Annotated in this window: 17 protein-coding genes and 1 pseudogene; 8 read left to right on the top strand and 10 right to left on the bottom strand. The window is 74.0% G+C overall.

What is annotated here, in order from left to right; genetic code table 11:
• Nucleotides 1-58 precede the first annotated feature (58 nt).
• The 5 genes from FGG90_RS08310 (at nucleotide 59) to FGG90_RS08290 (ending at nucleotide 6,303) form a co-directional block, all read left to right on the top strand.
• Nucleotides 59-1,651 carry a long-chain-fatty-acid--CoA ligase gene (locus tag FGG90_RS08310; RefSeq protein WP_094128156.1) on the top strand — a complete coding sequence of 531 codons (1,593 nt, stop codon included), beginning with the start codon at nucleotides 59-61 and terminating at the stop codon, nucleotides 1,649-1,651.
• A complete protein-coding gene (locus FGG90_RS08305) occupies nucleotides 1,648-2,490 on the top strand; it encodes an aldo/keto reductase (RefSeq protein ID WP_094128159.1) in 843 nt (280 codons plus the stop codon). Before FGG90_RS08310 ends, FGG90_RS08305 begins: the two co-directional genes overlap by 4 nt.
• Before the next feature lie 58 nt (nucleotides 2,491-2,548).
• On the top strand, nucleotides 2,549-3,718 hold the full coding sequence (locus FGG90_RS08300; protein WP_094128162.1) for a magnesium and cobalt transport protein CorA: 1,170 nt from the start codon (nucleotides 2,549-2,551) through the stop codon (nucleotides 3,716-3,718).
• Between the two features lie 61 nt (nucleotides 3,719-3,779).
• Complete coding sequence (locus tag FGG90_RS08295; RefSeq protein WP_094128165.1) at nucleotides 3,780-5,732, top strand: thioredoxin domain-containing protein; 1,953 nt, start codon at nucleotides 3,780-3,782, stop codon at nucleotides 5,730-5,732.
• 139 nt (nucleotides 5,733-5,871) lie between these two features.
• Nucleotides 5,872-6,303, top strand: a complete 432-nt coding sequence (locus FGG90_RS08290) for a hypothetical protein (protein ID WP_133065144.1) — start codon at nucleotides 5,872-5,874, stop codon at nucleotides 6,301-6,303.
• Nucleotides 6,304-6,381: 78 nt separating this feature from the next.
• Here FGG90_RS08290 and FGG90_RS08285 read toward each other — a convergent pair.
• Nucleotides 6,382-6,598, bottom strand: a pseudogene (locus FGG90_RS08285) (aldehyde dehydrogenase (NADP(+))); the annotation flags it as partial.
• Between the two features lie 280 nt (nucleotides 6,599-6,878).
• Between FGG90_RS08285 and FGG90_RS08280 the strand changes: the two are divergent.
• Complete coding sequence (locus FGG90_RS08280) at nucleotides 6,879-7,313, top strand: hypothetical protein (protein ID WP_094128168.1); 435 nt, start codon at nucleotides 6,879-6,881, stop codon at nucleotides 7,311-7,313.
• A 45-nt stretch (nucleotides 7,314-7,358) separates the two neighbouring features.
• Here the strand turns inward: FGG90_RS08280 and FGG90_RS08275 are convergent, their stop codons facing one another.
• The 4 genes from FGG90_RS08275 to FGG90_RS08260 form a co-directional block, all read right to left on the bottom strand.
• On the bottom strand, nucleotides 7,359-7,712 hold the full coding sequence (locus tag FGG90_RS08275; RefSeq protein WP_094128170.1) for an SdpI family protein: 354 nt from the start codon (nucleotides 7,710-7,712) through the stop codon (nucleotides 7,359-7,361).
• 37 nt (nucleotides 7,713-7,749) lie between these two features.
• Nucleotides 7,750-9,117 carry an L-serine ammonia-lyase gene (locus tag FGG90_RS08270; RefSeq protein WP_094128173.1) on the bottom strand — a complete coding sequence of 456 codons (1,368 nt, stop codon included), beginning with the start codon at nucleotides 9,115-9,117 and terminating at the stop codon, nucleotides 7,750-7,752.
• A gap of 9 nt (nucleotides 9,118-9,126) precedes the next feature.
• Nucleotides 9,127-9,786, bottom strand: a complete 660-nt coding sequence (locus FGG90_RS08265) for a hypothetical protein (RefSeq protein ID WP_094128176.1) — start codon at nucleotides 9,784-9,786, stop codon at nucleotides 9,127-9,129.
• A 120-nt stretch (nucleotides 9,787-9,906) separates the two neighbouring features.
• Nucleotides 9,907-10,167 carry a GlsB/YeaQ/YmgE family stress response membrane protein gene (locus FGG90_RS08260; protein WP_043583378.1) on the bottom strand — a complete coding sequence of 87 codons (261 nt, stop codon included), beginning with the start codon at nucleotides 10,165-10,167 and terminating at the stop codon, nucleotides 9,907-9,909.
• A 185-nt stretch (nucleotides 10,168-10,352) separates the two neighbouring features.
• Between FGG90_RS08260 and FGG90_RS08255 the strand changes: the two genes are divergently transcribed.
• Nucleotides 10,353-10,862 (top strand): DUF427 domain-containing protein, encoded by a 510-nt coding sequence (locus FGG90_RS08255; protein WP_094128179.1) that lies wholly within the window; start codon nucleotides 10,353-10,355, stop codon nucleotides 10,860-10,862.
• 52 nt (nucleotides 10,863-10,914) lie between these two features.
• Here FGG90_RS08255 and FGG90_RS08250 read toward each other — a convergent pair whose 3' ends face one another.
• The 5 genes from FGG90_RS08250 to FGG90_RS08230 form a co-directional block, all read right to left on the bottom strand.
• Nucleotides 10,915-11,445: a CoA-binding protein gene (locus FGG90_RS08250; RefSeq protein ID WP_210433095.1), complete on the bottom strand. Its 531-nt coding sequence runs from the start codon at nucleotides 11,443-11,445 to the stop codon at nucleotides 10,915-10,917.
• A gap of 245 nt (nucleotides 11,446-11,690) precedes the next feature.
• Entirely contained in the window at nucleotides 11,691-12,986 is a 1,296-nt protein-coding gene (locus tag FGG90_RS08245) for an O-acetylhomoserine aminocarboxypropyltransferase/cysteine synthase family protein (RefSeq protein ID WP_094128182.1), read from the bottom strand.
• Between the two features lie 130 nt (nucleotides 12,987-13,116).
• On the bottom strand, nucleotides 13,117-14,121 hold the full coding sequence (locus tag FGG90_RS08240) for a YeiH family protein (RefSeq protein ID WP_094128185.1): 1,005 nt from the start codon (nucleotides 14,119-14,121) through the stop codon (nucleotides 13,117-13,119).
• Complete coding sequence (locus tag FGG90_RS08235) at nucleotides 14,121-15,824, bottom strand: dolichyl-phosphate-mannose--protein mannosyltransferase (RefSeq protein ID WP_237583572.1); 1,704 nt, start codon at nucleotides 15,822-15,824, stop codon at nucleotides 14,121-14,123. Before FGG90_RS08235 ends, FGG90_RS08240 begins: the two co-directional genes overlap by 1 nt.
• Before the next feature lie 161 nt (nucleotides 15,825-15,985).
• Nucleotides 15,986-16,354, bottom strand: a complete 369-nt coding sequence (locus tag FGG90_RS08230) for a VOC family protein (RefSeq protein WP_094128191.1) — start codon at nucleotides 16,352-16,354, stop codon at nucleotides 15,986-15,988.
• Between the two features lie 61 nt (nucleotides 16,355-16,415).
• Here FGG90_RS08230 and FGG90_RS08225 point away from each other — a divergent pair, with 61 nt between their 5' ends.
• Nucleotides 16,416-16,889: a MarR family winged helix-turn-helix transcriptional regulator gene (locus tag FGG90_RS08225; RefSeq protein ID WP_094128194.1), complete on the top strand. Its 474-nt coding sequence runs from the start codon at nucleotides 16,416-16,418 to the stop codon at nucleotides 16,887-16,889.
• Nucleotides 16,890-16,938: the final 49 nt, after the last annotated feature.

Genomic DNA, 16,938 nt, shown 5'->3' with positions numbered 1-16,938 from the left:
TCACCGGCGCGCGGGCGGCACCGCCTCCCGAGTCGACGACGACCGACGGGATCCGCCCATGACCTCCGACACGCCCCTCCTGCCCGAGCACGACCGCGAGCAGGCGGGCACCGGGTTCGCCTCGGTCTCGGTCGCCGCGATCCTCGCCGAGTCGGCCGACCGCCACGCCGACCGGGTGGCCGTGGTCGTCGGCGACGTCTCCACCACCTACCGCCAGCTGTGGGACGAGACCCGCGCGTACGCGGGCGCCCTCCGTGACCGCGGCGTGGGCGAGGGCACGCGCGTCGCGATGCTCATCCCGAACGTCGCCGACTTCCCGCGCGTGTACTACGCGGTGCTCGCGCTCGGCGGGGTCGTCGTGCCCGTGCACGCGCTCCTGAAGAGCGAGGAGATCGCGTACGTGCTGCGCGACTCCGGATCCGCGCTGCTGGTCTGCGCCGGCCCGCTGCTCGAGCAGGGCGGGAAGGGCGCGGCGCTCGCCGAGGTGCCCGTGATCAGCGTCCTCGTGCCCGCCGCGACCGAGGGCGGACCCGACCGGCTGGAGGAGCTCGCGCAGGCCGCGACGCCCGTCCGCACCTACGTGCCGCGCCGTCCGTCCGACACCGCGACGATCCTCTACACGTCCGGCACCACCGGCCAGCCCAAGGGCGCCGAGGGCTGCCACCTCGCGCTCGTGATGCAGGTCGACGTGCTGCTGCTCGACACCTTCGACCTGCGCGCGGGCGACCGGATCCTCGGCTGCCTCCCGCTGTTCCACACCTTCGGCCAGACCTGCACCATGAACGCGTCGTTCCGGGCGGGGGCGACGATCGTGATGGTGCCGCGCTTCGACGGCGACGCCGCGCTCGCGCTCATGGTCGAGCACGACACGCAGGTGTTCATGGGCGTGCCGACCATGTACTTCGCGCTGCTGGCCGCCGCCGGGCGGAACCCGGCCCGGCCGCACCTGCGCTACGCCATCTCGGGCGGCGCCGCGCTCCCGGTGGCCGTCATCGAGGCGTTCCGGGAGGCGTTCGACGCCGAGATCCACGAGGGCTACGGCCTCACGGAGACCTCGCCCGTGGCCTCGTTCAACCACGTGGGGGTCACGGCCCGCCCCGGCACGGTGGGCAAGGCCATCTGGGGAGTGCAGATCGAGATCGCCGACCCCGAGCACGAGGACCGGGTGGAGCTGCTCGAGCGCGACGTGCTGGGCGAGATCGTGATCCGCGGCCACAACCTCATGAACGGCTACCTGCACCGCCCGGAGGACACCGCCCGCGCGATCGTGGACGGCTGGTTCCGCACGGGCGACCTCGGCACGATCGACGACGAGGGCTACATCCGCGTGGTCGACCGGACGAAGGACATGATCCTGCGCAACGGCTACAACGTGTACCCGCGCGAGGTCGAGGAGGTGCTCGCCCGGCATCCCGGCGTGGCGCAGTGCGCGGTCTTCGGCGTCGCGCACGAGCTGCACGGCCAGGAGGTGGCGGCGGCGATCGTGGTGCGCGCCGACGCCGAGGTGGATCCGGACGAGGTCATCGCGTTCCTCCGCGAGCGCATCGCCTCGTACAAGTACCCTCGACGCGTGGAGATCGTGGACGCGCTGCCGCTCGGGCCCAGCGGGAAGGTGCTGAAGCGCGAGCTCGTCGAGCGGTTCGGCGCGTGAGCGACGACGTCATCCGCACGCCCATCCCGTCGGTGCCGATGGGCGACGGCGTCCCCATCCCGCAGTTCGGCGTGGGCACCTACAAGGTGTCGGACGCCGACGCCGAGCGGATCGTCGCCGAGGCCCTCGAGGTCGGCTACCGGCACATCGACACCGCCGCCATGTACGGCAACGAGGAGGGCGTCGGGCGCGCGATCCGCGCGTCCGGCATCCCGCGCGACCAGCTGTTCGTCACCACCAAGGTCTGGAACGACGACCACGGACGCGCGCGCGCCCGCGACGCGATCCGCCGGAGCCTCGACCGGCTCGGCCTGCCCGCGGTCGACCTGCACCTCATCCACTGGCCGGCGGCCGAGCGCGGCCTCTACGTCGAGACGTGGGAGGCGCTCGCCGCCGCGCGCGAGGAGGGGCTGACCCGCTCGATCGGCGTCTCCAACTTCCTCGTGCCGCACCTCGAGGCGCTGGATGCGGCCGGCCTGCCCGCGCCCGCGGTCGACCAGATCGAGCTGCACCCGCGGCACCAGCAGCGGGAGACCACCGCGTATCTGGCCGAGCACGGGATCACGGTGCAGGCGTGGAGCCCGCTCGCGCGCGGGGCCGTCGCCGACGCGGACGTCGTGCGCGACGCCGCCCGTGCGCACGGGAGGACGGACGCGCAGGTCGTGCTCCGCTGGCACGTGCAGCGCGGCACGGTCGTCTTCCCGAAGACGACGCGCCGCGCGCGGCTCGTCGAGAACGCGGACGTGTTCGACTTCGCGCTGACCGACGACGAGATGGCCGGGATCACCGCGCTCGAGACCGCCGGACGCGTCGGCAGCCACCCCGACCAGGTGGTCTGACCCGGCCGCTCCCCAGACGCCCTCGGGCGGCGCGGAGGCGACATGTCCGCCGGGTACGGTGTGGCTCATGTCCCAGCACCGCATCCGCACGCGCCTCAAGTCCGTGGTCTCCCGGGGCGTCGCGCCCCTCGGCGGCGGGCACGCGGGCGGGGCGTCGCGGGCGCGGTCGGAACGGGAGCATCCGACGGAGCAGGCGGGCGGGCGCCGCCCCAGCCTCGTCGACAACGGCGTGTACGTGGACGGCTGCCGCGTCGCCTCGCCCGCCACGCTCGCCGACACCTTCCGCGAGCTCGACGAGCGGCCCGAGGCCATGGCGTGGATCGGCCTCTATCGCCCCACCGTCGAGGAGCTGCAGGCGCTCGCCGAGGAGTTCGACCTGCACGAGCTGGCGGTGGAGGACGCGGTGCAGGCCCACCAGCGCCCCAAGACCGAGCGCTACAGCTCCACCCTCTTCACCGTGCTGCGCGCGGCCCGCTACGTGGACGACCGCGAGGAGGTGGAGTTCGGCGAGCTGCACGTGTTCCTCGGCCGCAACTTCGTCATCACCGTGCGGCACGCCGAGTCGCCCGACCTCTCGGCCATCCGCACGCGCATGCAGGAGCGGCCCGAGCTCCTCTCGCACGGGCCGCAGTCGGTGCTGTACGCGATCCTCGACGCGGTCGTCGACGGGTACGCGCCCGTCGTCACGGGCCTCGCCAACGACATCGACGAGATCGAGGACCAGGTGTTCGACGGGGACCCGGCCGTGTCCCGCCGCATCTACGAGCTCAGCCGCGAGGTCATCGACTTCCAGCGCGCGGTGCGTCCGCTCGGCGGCATGCTGCAGCAGCTGCAGGCGGGATCCGGCAAGTACGAGGTGAGCGAGGACCTCCAGCAGGCGCTCCGCGACGTGGCCGACCACGTCATCGTCGTGAACGAGCGCGTGGAGGAGTTCCGCGTGCTGCTCCGCGACATCCTCACGGTGAACTCGACGCTCGTCGGCCAGCGCCAGAACGAGGAGATGCGCGAGCTCAGCGAGTCGAGCAACCGGCAGAGCGTGGAGACCCGCAAGATCTCCGGCTGGGCGGCCATCCTCTTCGCGCCCACGCTCGTCTCGAGCGTCTACGGCATGAACTTCGACATCATGCCGGAGCTGCACTGGGACTGGGGCTACCCGTTCTCGATCGTGCTCATGCTCGGCGTGAGCGGCGTGCTCTACGGCATCTTCCGCAAGCGCGACTGGATCTGACCCCGTCCGCCTGGTCTCGTCCGCCTGGTCCCGTCGCGCGCCCCGCGCGTAGCGTGGACGCATGCCCAACCGCCTCGCCGACGCCGTCAGCCCGTACCTCCTCAGCCACGCGGACAACCCGGTCGACTGGCGGCCGTGGGGCGAGGAGGCGTTCGCCGAGGCCCGTCGCCGCGACGTGCCGGTGCTCGTCTCGGTCGGCTACTCGACCTGCCACTGGTGCCACGTCATGGCGCGCGAGACGTTCTCGGATCCCGCGCTCGCGTCGCGGCTCAACGACGGGTTCGTCGCGATCAAGGTCGACCGCGAGGAGCACCCGGAGGTGGACGCGGCCCTGATCACCGCGGCCGGCGCCTTCACCGACCAGCTCGGCTGGCCGCTCAACGTGTTCACGACGCCCGAGGGCCGCACGTTCCACGCGGGCACGTACTCGCCGCCCGAGCCGCGCGCCGGGCACCCGTCGTTCCGGCAGGTGCTCGATGCCGTCGCCGACGCGTGGACCACGCGCCGCGACCAGGTCGAGCAGGGCGCGGGGCAGCTGAGCGCGGCGATCCGCGAGGCCTCGGCGCGCGGATCCGCCGCCTCCCCGCTGCCCGACGCCGCCGCCCTCGACCGCGTGGCCGCCGAGCTCGCGGGCTTCGAGGACGCCGAGCACGGCGGGTTCGGATCCGCGCCCAAGTTCCCCGTCGCGCCCGTCGTGCTGCTGCTCGACACGCTCGCCGAGTCCGGCGTGCTCGCGCCGCCGCGGGCGGAGGCGACGCGCGCGCTCGTGCGCCGCACCCTCGACGCGATGGCCGGATCCGACCTGCGCGACCCGGTCGAGGGCGGCTTCTTCCGCTACTCCACGCGCCGCGACTGGTCCGAGCCGCACTACGAGCGGATGCTCTACGACAACGCGCTGCTGCTCGACGCGTACGCGCGGGCGGGCGACGAGGACGTCGCCGCGGGGATCGTCGCGTTCCTCACGGGGACGCTGCGGCGCGCGTCGGGCGGGTTCGCGTCCGCGCAGGACTCGGAGAGCACGGTCGGCGGGCGCCGCGTGGAGGGCGGGTACTACGCGCTGGACGCCGCGGGGCGCGCGGCCGAGGATCCGCCCGCGGTCGACGGGAAGGTGCTCACGGGCTGGAACGGGCTCGCGATCGGCGCGCTCGCCCGGGCGGGGCGCGCGTTCGGTCGCGTGGCGTGGATCGACGCCGCCCGCGCCGCCGCCGACATGCTGCTCGCCGAGCACGTGCGCGCCGACGGGTCGCTCGTGCGGGCGTCGATCGACGGCCGGGTCTCGCCCGCGGTCGCGACCCTCGAGGACCACGGGATGCTCGCCGACGGGCTCCTCGCGCTCGCGCTGGCGACGGGCGAGGTCGCGTACGCGGTGCGGGCGCGGGGGATCGTGGACGCGCTGATCGCGGGGGCGGATGCGGGCGCTGCGGGCGCTGCTGGTGGCGCGGATGCCGCGGGCATCGCCTCGGCGGGCGCGCAGCCGGGCGCGGCCGGGTTCCGGGTGCCCACGGGCGCGGATCCGGTGCTCGCCGGCTTCGGGCTCGACCTCGCGAGCGACCCGTCCGAGGGCGCGTACCCGTCGGGCCTCACGGCGGCGGCCTCGGCGGCGCGCGTGCTCGGGCAGCTGACGGCGGATCCGCGCTACGACCGGGCCGCGCGCGCCGCGCTCGCGACGGTGGCGGCCGGAGGGGCGACGCGGCCGATCGCGTTCGGCGGCGCGCTCGAGCAGGCGGCGGCGATGGACGCGGCGGCGCGGCAGCTGGTCGTGGTCGTGCCGGACGCGGACTCCGACGCCGCCGAGTCGCTCGCCCTGATCGCGCGCGGCCGCATCCGCCCGCCCGACGTCTCGATCGTCGTCACGGAGACGGCCGCGCGCGCGTGGGCCGACGCGGGCTTCGAGCTGCTCGCCGACCGGGAGGCGGGATGCACGGGGACGGCCTACGTCTGCCGCGCGTTCTCGTGCCGCCTCCCGGCGACGACGGCGGACGCGCTCAGCGACCAGCTGGTCGCGGTCCCCTGAGGTCGTCGTCGTGCGGACGCTCCGTCCCATGTCGCGCCTCGCGTGCCCGGGGAGGAACCGCGAGCGCCGGGGAGAGGAACCGTTAGCCTCCGTCGGCCGCGGGATCCCGTGCGCGATCCCCCGCCCGAAGGAGCACTCCATGCGCCCCACCCGACAGCTCACGCGCCTCCTCGTCGGCGCGTCCGCCGCCGCCGGTCTCGTCCTCGCCATCGTCGCCGCAGGTCCCGCTCCCGCCGCCGAAGCGCAGTCGAACGTGCGCATCTGCGCCGCGTGGAACTCGGCGGTGTCCGGCGGGCTCGGCACGGGCCTCGTCGTCAAGGTCTACAAGAACGGCTCGTTCACGTGCGACCAGAAGCTCGAGTACATGTACGACCACTACGGCGAGGCCTACCAGGGATCCTCCGTCCAGTACTCGACGCGCCTCATGACGTGCGAGGAATTCGCGGGGCGCATCGGATACATGGGCGACCCCTGCTACGGACTCACGCAGAACGCCATCTACCAGTACAGCTCGGTGTACGACCAGGTCCACCGTGTCACGAGCCCCGGATTCTCGTATTGGAGGTCCTGAGCCGGACGCACTCCCGGACGCCGTGCGGCCCCGTCCCTCTGGGCGGGGCCGCACGTCCGTCTGAGGCGGTCGTGCGCGCAGCACGCCGTCGACGCGCCGCGGATCCGTCCACCCGTCTCGGAGCGCCGGCGGCAGCAGCGCCTCGGGGGCGTCCTGGTACGCGATCGGGCGCTGGAACCGGCGCAGCGCGGTCACGCCGACGGACGTGTGCTGCGAGGTGGTGGCGGGCCATGGGCCGCCGTGGTGCTGCGCCGACGTGACGGCGACTCCGGTCGATGCCGTCGGTGAGCATGCGCGCTGATCTGCCGGGCACGAGCGTCGGCAGCGCGCGCTCGAGGGCGCCCTCCGCGGGCACGAGCACCAGGCCGGGCTTCGTGCGGAAGTGCGCGGCGCCGAACGTGAAGGATCCCGTGAGGCCGCGGCGAGGTCGGATCCGCGCGTCGCGTCGGCCGCCACCGTGACGCCGACCGGTTGAGGCTCCTCAGCTCGTGGGGAACGTTCCCCGGGTCTGGTGCGGCCCGGCCCTATGCTCCGGAAGCCACGATCCCGTGGCTCCCCGACAGGACGGATGATCCATGAAGCTCCCCCGCACCCTCCCGCGCCTCCTCGCCGGCGGCCTCGCCGCCTTCGCCCTCGTCTCGGCAGGCCTCGCGGCCGGCCCCGCACCGGCTGCCCAGGCGCAGTCCAACTACCGCGTGTGCGGTGCCTGGAACTCGTCGCAGTCCGACGGGGAGATCGGGTCGGGCCTCATCGTCAAGGTCTACAAGGGCGGCCCTGACACCTGCCACCAGAAGCTCAAGTTCATGTTCCAGTACTACGGCCTCGCGTGGCAGGGCTCCTCGGCGGAGCAGAGGTTCGACATGATGACGTGCGAGGAGTTCGGGCAGCGCAGCGACACCGGGACCGACCCCTGCCCCGGACTCGACGTCAACGCCATCTACAAGTACACGTCGCCCTTCGACAAGATCCACCCCGTGAGGACCGGCGGCTTCTCCTGGTGGCACCGCTGATCCCGAGGTGAGCCGGGCGGCCCCGTCCCACGTGGGCGGGGCCGTTCAGCGTCCGGGATCGCGCGTCCGGGTGACGGCCCTCGCCGCGCGCCCCGCCCGGAAGGTGCCCCACGCGATCCCCGCGACGAGCAGCAGCGCGCCCCAGGTCGCGACGCTGTTCATCCCCACGCCGCTCGCGGCCGCGCCGATCACGCCGCCGATCGCGACGGGGATGCAGGTGCCGCGGAGGGCGGGCAGGGCCGCGCGGTGGCCGGCGCGCCAGGCCTCGTCGCTCGTCATGAGGGGGCGCGTGCGGATCCCGATCCAGCCGTTGCGCTTGAGGCCGCCCCACGCGGCGACCTGCGTGGTGCCGAGGATGAGCAGCGCCGCGACGGCGAGGAGCAGTGCGGGAGCGCCCATGCGGACAGCCTGTCACGGCGGGGCGCGCCCGCCGCCCTCAGCACTCGATGACGTTCACCGCGAGGCCGCCCGTGGACGTCTCCTTGTACTTGGTGGACATGTCGAGGCCCGTCTGCCGCATCGTCTCGATCACGGTGTCGAGCGAGACGAGGTGCGTGCCGTCGCCGTGCAGCGCCATGCGGGCGGCGTTGACGGCGGTGGACGCGGCGATGGCGTTCCGCTCGATGCACGGGATCTGCACGAGCCCGCCCACGGGATCGCACGTGAGGCCGAGGTGGTGCTCCATCGCGATCTCGGCGGCGTTCTCGACCTGGCGCGGGGATCCGCCGAGCACCGCGCAGAGCGCGCCGGCCGCCATCGCGCACGCCGTGCCGACCTCGCCCTGGCAGCCGGCCTCCGCGCCCGAGATGGACGCGTTGGCCTTGACGAGCGAGCCGATCGCGGTGGCGGTGAGCAGGAAGTCGCGGATCCCGTCGCGGTCGGCGCCGGGCACGAATCGCAGGTAGTAGGAGCCGACGGCGGGGATGATGCCGGCCGCGCCGTTCGTCGGCGCCGTGACGACGCGCCCGCCGGACGCGTTCTCCTCGTTCACCGCGAGCGCGAACGCGTGCAGCCACTCGTGCGACGTGTCGCGCTGGCCCTCCGCGTCGATGGTCGCCAGCTGCGAGGCGACGCGCGCCGCCCGGCGTCGCACGTTGAGCCCGCCCGGCAGCGTGCCCTGGCCGCCGAGGCCCGCGGTCACGCACGCGGCCATGGCGTCCCAGATCGCGTCGAGCCCGGCGACCGCGCGGCGGGATCCGTGGATCGACTCCTCGGTGTCGCGCGCGACGTCGGCGATGGAGCGCCCGGTCGACTCGGCCAGCGCGATCAGCTCGTCGGCGTTGGAGAACGAATGCGGCAGGCCCGTGGGCAGCACGGCCGACGGCGCCTGGTCCTCGCGCAGCACGAACCCGCCGCCGACCGAGAACCAGGTGCTCTCGAGCACCGTGCCGCCATCGGCGTCGAGGGCGGCGAGGTGCATCGCGTTGGGGTGCCGGGGGAGGCGCGTGAACGGCTCGAACGTGAGGTCGCGCCCGACCATGCGGACCGGGTGGACGCCGGCGAGCGGCACGTCGACGCCCTCGCCGAGCCCGGACCAGCGGCCGCGCACCTCGTCCGGGTCGCACGTCTCGGGCGCGAGGCCCGCGAGACCGGCGACGACCGCGTCGGGCGTCCCGTGGCCGAGCCCGGTCGCGCCGAGCGAGCCGTACAGCCGCACCGTCACCCGCGCGATCTCCGTGAACCGCGGCGACGCCCGGCACTCCTCGGCGAAGAGCAGGGCCGCGCGCATGGGTCCGACGGTGTGCGAGCTCGACGGCCCGATCCCGATGGAGAAGAGGTCGAGTGCCGAGACGTACGCTGTCATCCCGTCAGACTATGCCGCCGCCTCCGCGCGGTCGGCGACGGGGGCGTCCGCCGAGGCGCCGGATCCGCGGGCGGCGCGACGGGCGGGGCCGGACGAGGCCAGCGCCAGCCAGGTCCAGCCGACCGCGAGGCCGAGCATGGTGACCACCCCGCGCGGGAAGAAGATGTGGCTGTCGACGAACGAGACGGCCGCGATCACCGCGATCGCCGCGCCCGGCAGCGCGCGGAGGCCCGCGTGCCGGATCACGAGCGCGCTCGCGAGCACGGTCGCGGCGACGTAGGCCCACACGCCCGTGACGACGATGCCGTCGGCGAGCGCGTACATCGTCGTGACGCCCTGGCCGCCCTCCATCTTGAGGGCGCCGGCCGCGATGCCCGCGAGGATGTCGAGCGCCTGGTAGCAGACGGCGTAGGCGAAGCCGAGGACGACCGCGAGGATCCCGAGGCGGCGGTCGTGGCGGCGCGTGAGCAGGATCGGCGCGATCGCCAGCAGCGGGAAGACGGGCAGCAGCGCGATGTGCATGTCGCGCCAGTGCATCGCGGTCGCGTCGGTCAGCTGGCTCGGGTGGCTGAGCCCGGCGGCGGCGAGGGCGAGCGGCGGGAGGGCGACGGCCACGAGGACGGCGGCGGTGCGGGATCGGGAGCGGGCGGGGGAGACGGCGTCGGGCATGCGGTCATCGTAGGCAGGCCCCGCGTCGCGACCCGCCGGGATCAGGAGCCCGACATGACGAGAGCCCCCGCCGCCGATCCGGTCCGGATCAGGCGACGGGGGCTCCGCGGTGCAGAAGGACTAGGCCTTCTTGCGGCCCACGATCGCGCCGTAGACCAGCAGGACGATGATCGCGCCGACGATGGCGAGCGCGAGCGAGCCGAGGTCGAAGCCGTCGACCGGCTTGTTGAAGAGCGCGCTGCCGATGAAGCCGCCGAGGAAGGCCCCGACGACGCCCAGGATCAGCGTGACGATGATTCCGCCACCCTGCTTGCCCGGGAGGATCAGCTTGGCGAGCGCTCCGGCGATCAGACCCAGAACCAGAAAACCGATGATGCCCATGTGCGTTACTCCTCGAAGATTTCGTGCTGTGTGACACCCGAATGCGGGTGGACGTGCCCCAGTCAAGCACCCTGAGGACCATTCGTGCAAAAACGTTTAGTGGATACGCCTTTACGGGACGGGGGTGCAGCAGGCCCGCTCCCGCGGGATCCGGGGCGCTCAGGAGCCCGCGGTACCGTCGGCGCATGCGCATCCCCCCGGCCCGTCGTCCCCGCGAGATCCCCGGCGAGGGGCAGGAATCCGTCTGGGACTACCCGCGTCCGCCGCGCGTCGATCCGAGCGCCGAGCACGTGGTGATCCAGCTGGGCGGCCGCGTCGTCGCCGACACCCGCGCCGCCGTCCGGGTGCTCGAGACGAGCCATCCGCCGGTCTACTACATCCCCTCCGCCGACTTCGCGGCAGGCGTGCTCTCCTCCGCCGCGGGCCGGTCGTGGTGCGAGTACAAGGGCGAGGCGTCGTACCTCTCCCTCTCCGCCGGACCCGTCACGGCCGAGCGCTCCGCCTGGTGGTACCCGTCGCCCACGCGCGGCTTCGAGGTGCTCGCCGACATGGTCGCCGTGTACCCGTCGGCGATGGACCGCATCACGGTCGACGGCGTCGTGGTCGAGGCGCAGGAGGGCGACTTCTACGGCGGCTGGATCACGCCGCGCGTCGTCGGTCCCTTCAAGGGCGCGCCGGGCACGCTCGGCTGGTGACGCGGGCGGGGCGCGCCGCGCCCCCTCCGGATGCGCGTCCGGGACCCGTCCGCTAGACCGCGGCCTTCCGCGAGCTGATCACGCCGGTGTCGAAGCCGAGCAGGTGCAGGCCTCCGTGGAAGCGCGCGTGCTCGACCTTGACGCAGCGGTCCATCACCACCGTGAGGCCGCGGGCCTCGGCGTCCTCCGCCGCCTCCTGGTTCCAGATGCCGAGCTGCACCCAGATGACGGGCGCGCCGACGGCGACCACGTCGTCCACGACGGACGGGATGTCGCTCGCCTTGCGGAACACGTCGACGATGTCGGGCACCTCGGGCAGCGACGCGAGGTCGGGGTACGCCTTCTCACCGAGGATCTCGGTGGCGTTCGGGTTCACGAAGTAGACGCGGTAGTCGCTCGACTGCTGGAGGTACGTGCCGACGAAGTAGCTGGAGCGCGCCGGGTTCGGCGAGGCGCCGACGATCGCGACGCTCTTCGCGCGGCGGAGGATCGCCTGGCGCTCCTTGGCGCTCGGGCCGGTCCACGTGCGCTCGGAGCGGAGCAGGGCGGCGAGCGGGCTGGAGCGGGGGATCGCGCAGGTCAGGCCGTTCTGGAGCTGCGTCGTCTGGGTGCCGTCGGCGTCGCCCCCTCCAGTCGGCACTGTCGCGACGGGCTCGACGGGTGCGGACGCGTCGGCGTGCTCGGTGTCGGCCTGTGCCTCCGCCGCGTCGCCCGCCGCGCGGTCGGCGGCCTCCTCGGCGGGGTCGAGCGGCGCGAGGTCCGCGGCGTCGGCGGCCGGGTGGGGCGTGGATCCGGTGCGCTCGGGCGGTACCCCGCCGGTGTCGAAGCTCACTTCGCTCCCTCCGTGGCGGCGGCGAGCGCCTGGTCCAGGTCGTGGATGATGTCGGCGACGTCCTCGATGCCCACGCTGATGCGGACGATGCCGGGCAGCACGCCCGCGTCCACCAGCTGCGACTCGCTCAGCTGCGCGTGGGTCGTGGAGGCCGGGTGGATGACGAGGGTCTTGGCGTCGCCGATGTTGGCGAGGTGGCTCGCGAGCTCGACCGACTCGATGAAGCGCTGGCCGACCGCGCGGCCGCCCGCGACCTCGAACGTGAACACGGATCCGGGTCCCGTCGGCAGGTACTTGCGCGCGCGCTCGTGGTGCGGGTGCGCGGGGAGGCCGGCCCAGTTGACGGCGGTGATGCGTGGATCCTGATCCAGCCACTCGGCGACGGCCCGCGCGTTGTCGATGTGCGCCTGCATCCGGTACGGCAGCGTCTCGACGCCCTGCGCGAGCAGGAACGCGGAGTGCGGGGCGAGCGCGGGGCCGATGTCGCGGAGCTGCTCGGCGCGGAGGCGGGTGAGGAACGCGTACTCGCCGAAGTTGCCGGTCCAGTTGAGGCCGCCGTAGCTCGGCACGGGCTGGTCGAGCAGGGGGAAGCGGGCGCTCTCCCAGTCGAAGAGGCCGGACTCGACGACCACGCCGCCGAGCGTCGTGCCGTGCCCGCCGAGGAACTTGGTGGCCGAGTGGATGACGATGTCGGCGCCCCACTCGATGGGCCGGTTGAGGTACGGGGTCGCGATGGTGGAGTCGATGACGAGCGGGACGCCGGCCGCGTGCGCCACGGCCGCGAGGCCCTCGATGTCGGCGATCTCGCCCGACGGGTTCGCGACCGTCTCCGCGAATACGAGCTTGGTGCGGTCGGTGATGGCGGCGGCGTAGTCGGCCGGGTCGCTCGACTGCACGAACGTGGTCTCCACGCCGAAGCGGCGGAGGGTCACGTCGAGCTGCGTGATGGATCCGCCGTAGAGGTTGGCGGAGGCGACGATGTGGTCGCCGGCGCCCGCGAGCGAGGCGAAGGTGATGTACTGCGCGCTCAGCCCGCTCGCCGTGGCGACCGCGCCGAGGCCGCCCTCGAGGCTCGCGACGCGCTCCTCGAACGACGCGACCGTGGGGTTCGACAGGCGCGAGTAGACGTTGCCGTACTTCTGCAGCGCGAAGCGCGCGGCGGCGTCGGCGGTGTCGTCGAAGACGAACGCGCTCGACTGGTAGATGGGGAGGGCGCGCGCACCCGTGGTGGCGTCGGGGATGTTGCCCGCGTGGATCGCCCTCGTCTTGAACCCGTACTCGCGATCGACCATGGGGTCACGCTAGCCCGCGCTCCCGCAGCCGCCCTGGCCGCGGCGTAACGGGGCGACACGCAGGGCGGCGCGACCGGGCCGATCGGCGACGGCGGGCCGCGGCGGGCGGGCGGCGGCGGGCCGCGGCGGATCAGGACAGGCGCACGGCCGCGAGCGCGAGGCCCGCGATGAGCGCCCAGGAGAGGAGGCCCGCGGCGAGCGCGGATCCGCCCTGGCCGACGAGCTCGCGGAGGCGCACCGCGGATCCGAGCGCCACGAGCGCGATCGCGAGGAGCGCCGTCTGCGCGACCTGCGCGGCGTCGAGCACGCCGTCCGGCAGCGGCACGAAGGTGCGCACGAGCACGGCCGCGAGGAACCCGAGCACGAACAGCGGCACGATCGGCGGACGCGCGGCGCCCTCCACCCGGCCCTCGCGGCGGCGCATCACGACGCCCGCGACGGCGACCACGGGCGCGAGCAGGAGCACGCGCGTGAGCTTCACGGCGATGGCGATGGTGAGGGCGGCGGATCCGGCGATCTGCGCGGTCGCGACCACCTGCCCCACGTCGTGCACGCCCGCGCCGACCCAGTGCCCGAAGGCGACGTCGTCGAGGCCGAGCGGCCCGGCGAGCGGGGGCAGCACGGCGATCGCGAGCGTGCCGCAGAGCGTGACGAGCGCGACGGGCGCGCCCTGGTCGGCGGGCTTGGCGCGCGTGACGCCCGCCATCGCGCCGATCGCGCTCGCGCCGCAGATGGAGAAGCCGGTCGCGAGGAGGAGCGGCTGCTGGCCGGGCATGCGGAGGGCGCGGGCGATCGCGTACGTGCCCGCGAACGCGAGCACCACGACCGCGACCACGAGCAGCACGGCGCGCCAGCCGAGGCCGACGATGTCGGAGAGCCCGAGCTGCAGGCCGAGGAGCACCACGCCGATCCGCATCAGCCGCTTCGACGCGAGCGTGAGGCCGGGCTTCAGCGGCCCGGTGAGCGCGGGCCGGGCGGCCGGGATCTGCGCGGCGACGATGCCGAGGGCGACCGCGACCGTGAGCAGCGGGATCGCCGGGACGAGCGCGTGCACGGCCCACGCCACGAGGGCGGCGGCCGCCGCGGCGGCGAGGCCGGGGAGCGCGGGGTGGAGGCGGGCGGCGGTGGCGGGCATCAGATCCAGCCCGAAGGGATCCAGGCGTGCAGCCGCCAGAACCAGGTCGGCACGAGCTGCCCCACCCAGATCGGGTAGAAGAAGGCGCTCACGAGCGCGCACACGACGAGCACCGTGACGACCACGACGATGCCGCGCGTCCGCCGCGGACGCGCGTCGCGCCGGTCGCCGAGGACCAGCCCCAGGACCATCGCGAGGCACAGCAGCAGGTACGGCTCGAAGGCGATCGAGTAGAACTGGAAGACCGTGCGGTTCACGTAGAGCAGCCACGGCAGGTACCCCACCGCGATGCCCATGAGCACGAGGCCCACCTGCCACTCGCGGCGCGCGGCCAGGCGGTAGACGAGGTAGAGCATCGCCGCGACGGAGAGCCACCAGATGATCGGGTTCGCGATCGAGGTGATCGAGGCCGAGCACGCGTCGACCGTGCAGCCGGCCTGCCCGTAGCCGTACGCCTCGTAGTAGAACTGCGTCGGCCGGTACAGGAGCAGCCAGAGCCGCGGATCCGCCCGGTACGGGTGCGTCACGTCGAGCCCGACGTTGAACGCGTACTGCTGCGAGAGGTAGTGCCACAGGCTCTGGATCGAGAGCGGCACCCACGCGAGCCCGCCCTGCCACGCGTTCGCGCCCTCCGCGGCCCAGCCGCGGAAGTAGCCGTTCGAGGTGGCGAACCAGCCCGCGTACGAGGCGAGGAACGCGGCGATCGCAGGCGGCACGAGGAGGAGGAAGGAGACGGGGCCCTGCACGACGGCGCCGGCCGTGAACCACGCGGCGAGCCCGTGGCGGCGGCGCAGCAGCATGTCGCTGAGCACCACGTAGAGGCCGAAGCCCGCGAGGAAGAAGACGCCCGACCACTTGACCGACGAGGTCGCGCCGAACGCGACGCCGGCGGCGATCAGCCACGGGCGCCACAGGATCACGGGGCCGAACTCGAGCGGGTGCGCGCTCTCGGGGCGCGCGTCGCGGCGGAGGGCGAGGAGGCGCGCGAACCGGCGCTCGTGCCAGGTGCGGTCGAGGAGGATCGCGCCGACGCCGAGGAGGCCGAAGAACATGACGTGCGTGTCGAGGAGCGCGATGCGGCTCATGACGATGGCGTGGCCGTCGATCGCGAACAGGAGGCCGGCGATGGCGGCGACCACCGCGGATCCGGTGAGCCGGCGGGCGATGAGCGTGAGGAGCACGACGGCCAGGGTGCCGACGACGGCCGTCGCGATGCGCCAGCCCACCGGATCCGCCGCGCCGAAGACCGCGAGCCCGAGCGCGATGACCCACTTGCCGAGCGGCGGATGCGCCACGAAGCCGGGCGCCTGCAGGTACCCGTCGGTCTGCCCGGCGATGAAGGCGGGGTTCGGATCCGTGGGCCACGACCCCTCGTAGCCGAGGTGGAGGAGGGTCCACGCGTCCTTCACGTAGAAGGTCTCGTCGAAGACGAGCGTGTCGGGGTGGCCGAGCGACTGGATGCGGAGCACCGCGGCGAGCAGCGCGATCGCGACGACCGTGCCCCACTCGAGCGCGCGCCGGCGGCCGGGCGTCGTGACGAGGCGGGCCAGCAGGTCGTCGAGGCGGGATCCGCGGGCGGCGACGGCGCGCTCGTCCGAGCGCCGACCGACGCGCGTGGGCGTGCCGCCGTGCGTGCCGCGGTCGTCCGCCGCGCCCTCGATGCCGGTGCCGGCGCCCCCGGGCTCGGCGGGGCGGTGGGGCATGTCGGGCACGGCTCATCATCGCATGCACGAGCCGGGGCGCCCGGGCCGCGGACGCTCGGCGGCGACCCGCCCGGCGGCCGGGTCCGGCGGGCCGACTCGCCGGCGGCCCGACTCGCCGGCGGCCCGACTCGCCGGCGGCCCGACTCGGCGGCACCCCCCCCTCAGGCCCGGTCGTGCAGCGTCACGTGGTAGCCGTCGGGGTCCTGGAACGTGAAGGTGCGGCCGAAGGGCCCGTCGACGGGCGGCTGGACGATCGTGCGGCCGTCGGCGACGAGCCCGTCGTGGATCGCCTGCACGTCCGTCGCGTGCAGCCAGAGGGCTACGCCCACGCCGGGCTGGGCGACGGCGTCGAGGTCGGTGCCGGGGGCGAGGTCGCGGAGCGCGAACGCGACGGGCGTCGTCGTGAAGACGACCGCGTGCGGCGGGCCCGCGGGGGAGCGGACGAGGCCGAGATGGCGCTCGTAGAACGCCTGCGAGGCGGCGAGGTCGCGGACCTGGAGCGAGACGAAGTCGGGGCCGGTGACGGGCATGGATCCTCCTGATGTCAATGTCAGATGCCTGACATGGAGGAGCGTATGTCAGAATGCTGACATGAGTCAAGGCGACGACGGCATCGACCTCGAGACCTCCCTCGGCTACCTGCTGAAGGAGACCGCGACCGCGCTGCGGCTGGCGATGGAGGAGGTGCTGCGGCCGCTCGGCATGACGGTCACGCACTACTCGTGCCTCGAGATCCTCGCCCAGCGACCCGGCTCGTCGAACTCGGACCTCGCCCGCGGCGCCTTCGTGACCCGGCAGTCCATGAACGTGCTGCTGCAGTCCCTGGAGCGCGACGGATCCGTGACCCGGCCGCCCGAGGGCGCCGTCGGCCGCGCCATCCCGGTCCGCCTCACCGCGAAGGGGCGGCGCGACCTCGCGGCGGCCTCGGCGGCCGTGCGCTCGGTCGAGCGGCGGATGCTCGGCGGCATGACCGAGTCCGAGCAGCGGACCGCGCGGCGCCTCCTGCGGGGCATGGCGGGCGCCTTGCGTGGCGACGGCGAGGCCGGTCCCGTCGGGAGCCCGTGAGGTTCCGCCCGGGAGGCGTACGGGTGTCGTGAGCGCGCTCGCGCGACGG

The organism is Clavibacter michiganensis subsp. tessellarius (genome assembly GCF_021922985.1).
Taxonomy (GTDB): domain Bacteria; phylum Actinomycetota; class Actinomycetes; order Actinomycetales; family Microbacteriaceae; genus Clavibacter; species Clavibacter tessellarius.
Note: the sequence above shows the minus strand (reverse complement) of the source record. Positions and strands in the feature narration are given on the sequence as shown.

Bases quoted from the DNA above. Each gene is read 5' to 3' on its own strand.
- FGG90_RS08225 (WP_094128194.1), top strand. From the start codon at position 16,416: ATGAGTCAAGGCGACGACGGCATCGACCTCGAGACCTCCCTCGGCTAC.
- FGG90_RS08265 (WP_094128176.1), bottom strand. From the start codon at position 9,786: ATGCCCGACGCCGTCTCCCCCGCCCGCTCCCGATCCCGCACCGCCGCC.
- FGG90_RS08235 (WP_237583572.1), bottom strand. From the start codon at position 15,824: ATGCCCCACCGCCCCGCCGAGCCCGGGGGCGCCGGCACCGGCATCGAG.
- FGG90_RS08280 (WP_094128168.1), top strand. From the start codon at position 6,879: ATGAAGCTCCCCCGCACCCTCCCGCGCCTCCTCGCCGGCGGCCTCGCC.
- FGG90_RS08310 (WP_094128156.1), top strand. From the start codon at position 59: ATGACCTCCGACACGCCCCTCCTGCCCGAGCACGACCGCGAGCAGGCG.
- FGG90_RS08230 (WP_094128191.1), bottom strand. From the start codon at position 16,354: ATGCCCGTCACCGGCCCCGACTTCGTCTCGCTCCAGGTCCGCGACCTC.
- FGG90_RS08295 (WP_094128165.1), top strand. From the start codon at position 3,780: ATGCCCAACCGCCTCGCCGACGCCGTCAGCCCGTACCTCCTCAGCCAC.
- FGG90_RS08290 (WP_133065144.1), top strand. From the start codon at position 5,872: ATGCGCCCCACCCGACAGCTCACGCGCCTCCTCGTCGGCGCGTCCGCC.
- FGG90_RS08240 (WP_094128185.1), bottom strand. From the start codon at position 14,121: ATGCCCGCCACCGCCGCCCGCCTCCACCCCGCGCTCCCCGGCCTCGCC.
- FGG90_RS08260 (WP_043583378.1), bottom strand. From the start codon at position 10,167: ATGGGCATCATCGGTTTTCTGGTTCTGGGTCTGATCGCCGGAGCGCTC.
- FGG90_RS08270 (WP_094128173.1), bottom strand. From the start codon at position 9,117: ATGACAGCGTACGTCTCGGCACTCGACCTCTTCTCCATCGGGATCGGG.
- FGG90_RS08275 (WP_094128170.1), bottom strand. From the start codon at position 7,712: ATGGGCGCTCCCGCACTGCTCCTCGCCGTCGCGGCGCTGCTCATCCTC.
- FGG90_RS08245 (WP_094128182.1), bottom strand. From the start codon at position 12,986: ATGGTCGATCGCGAGTACGGGTTCAAGACGAGGGCGATCCACGCGGGC.
- FGG90_RS08255 (WP_094128179.1), top strand. From the start codon at position 10,353: ATGCGCATCCCCCCGGCCCGTCGTCCCCGCGAGATCCCCGGCGAGGGG.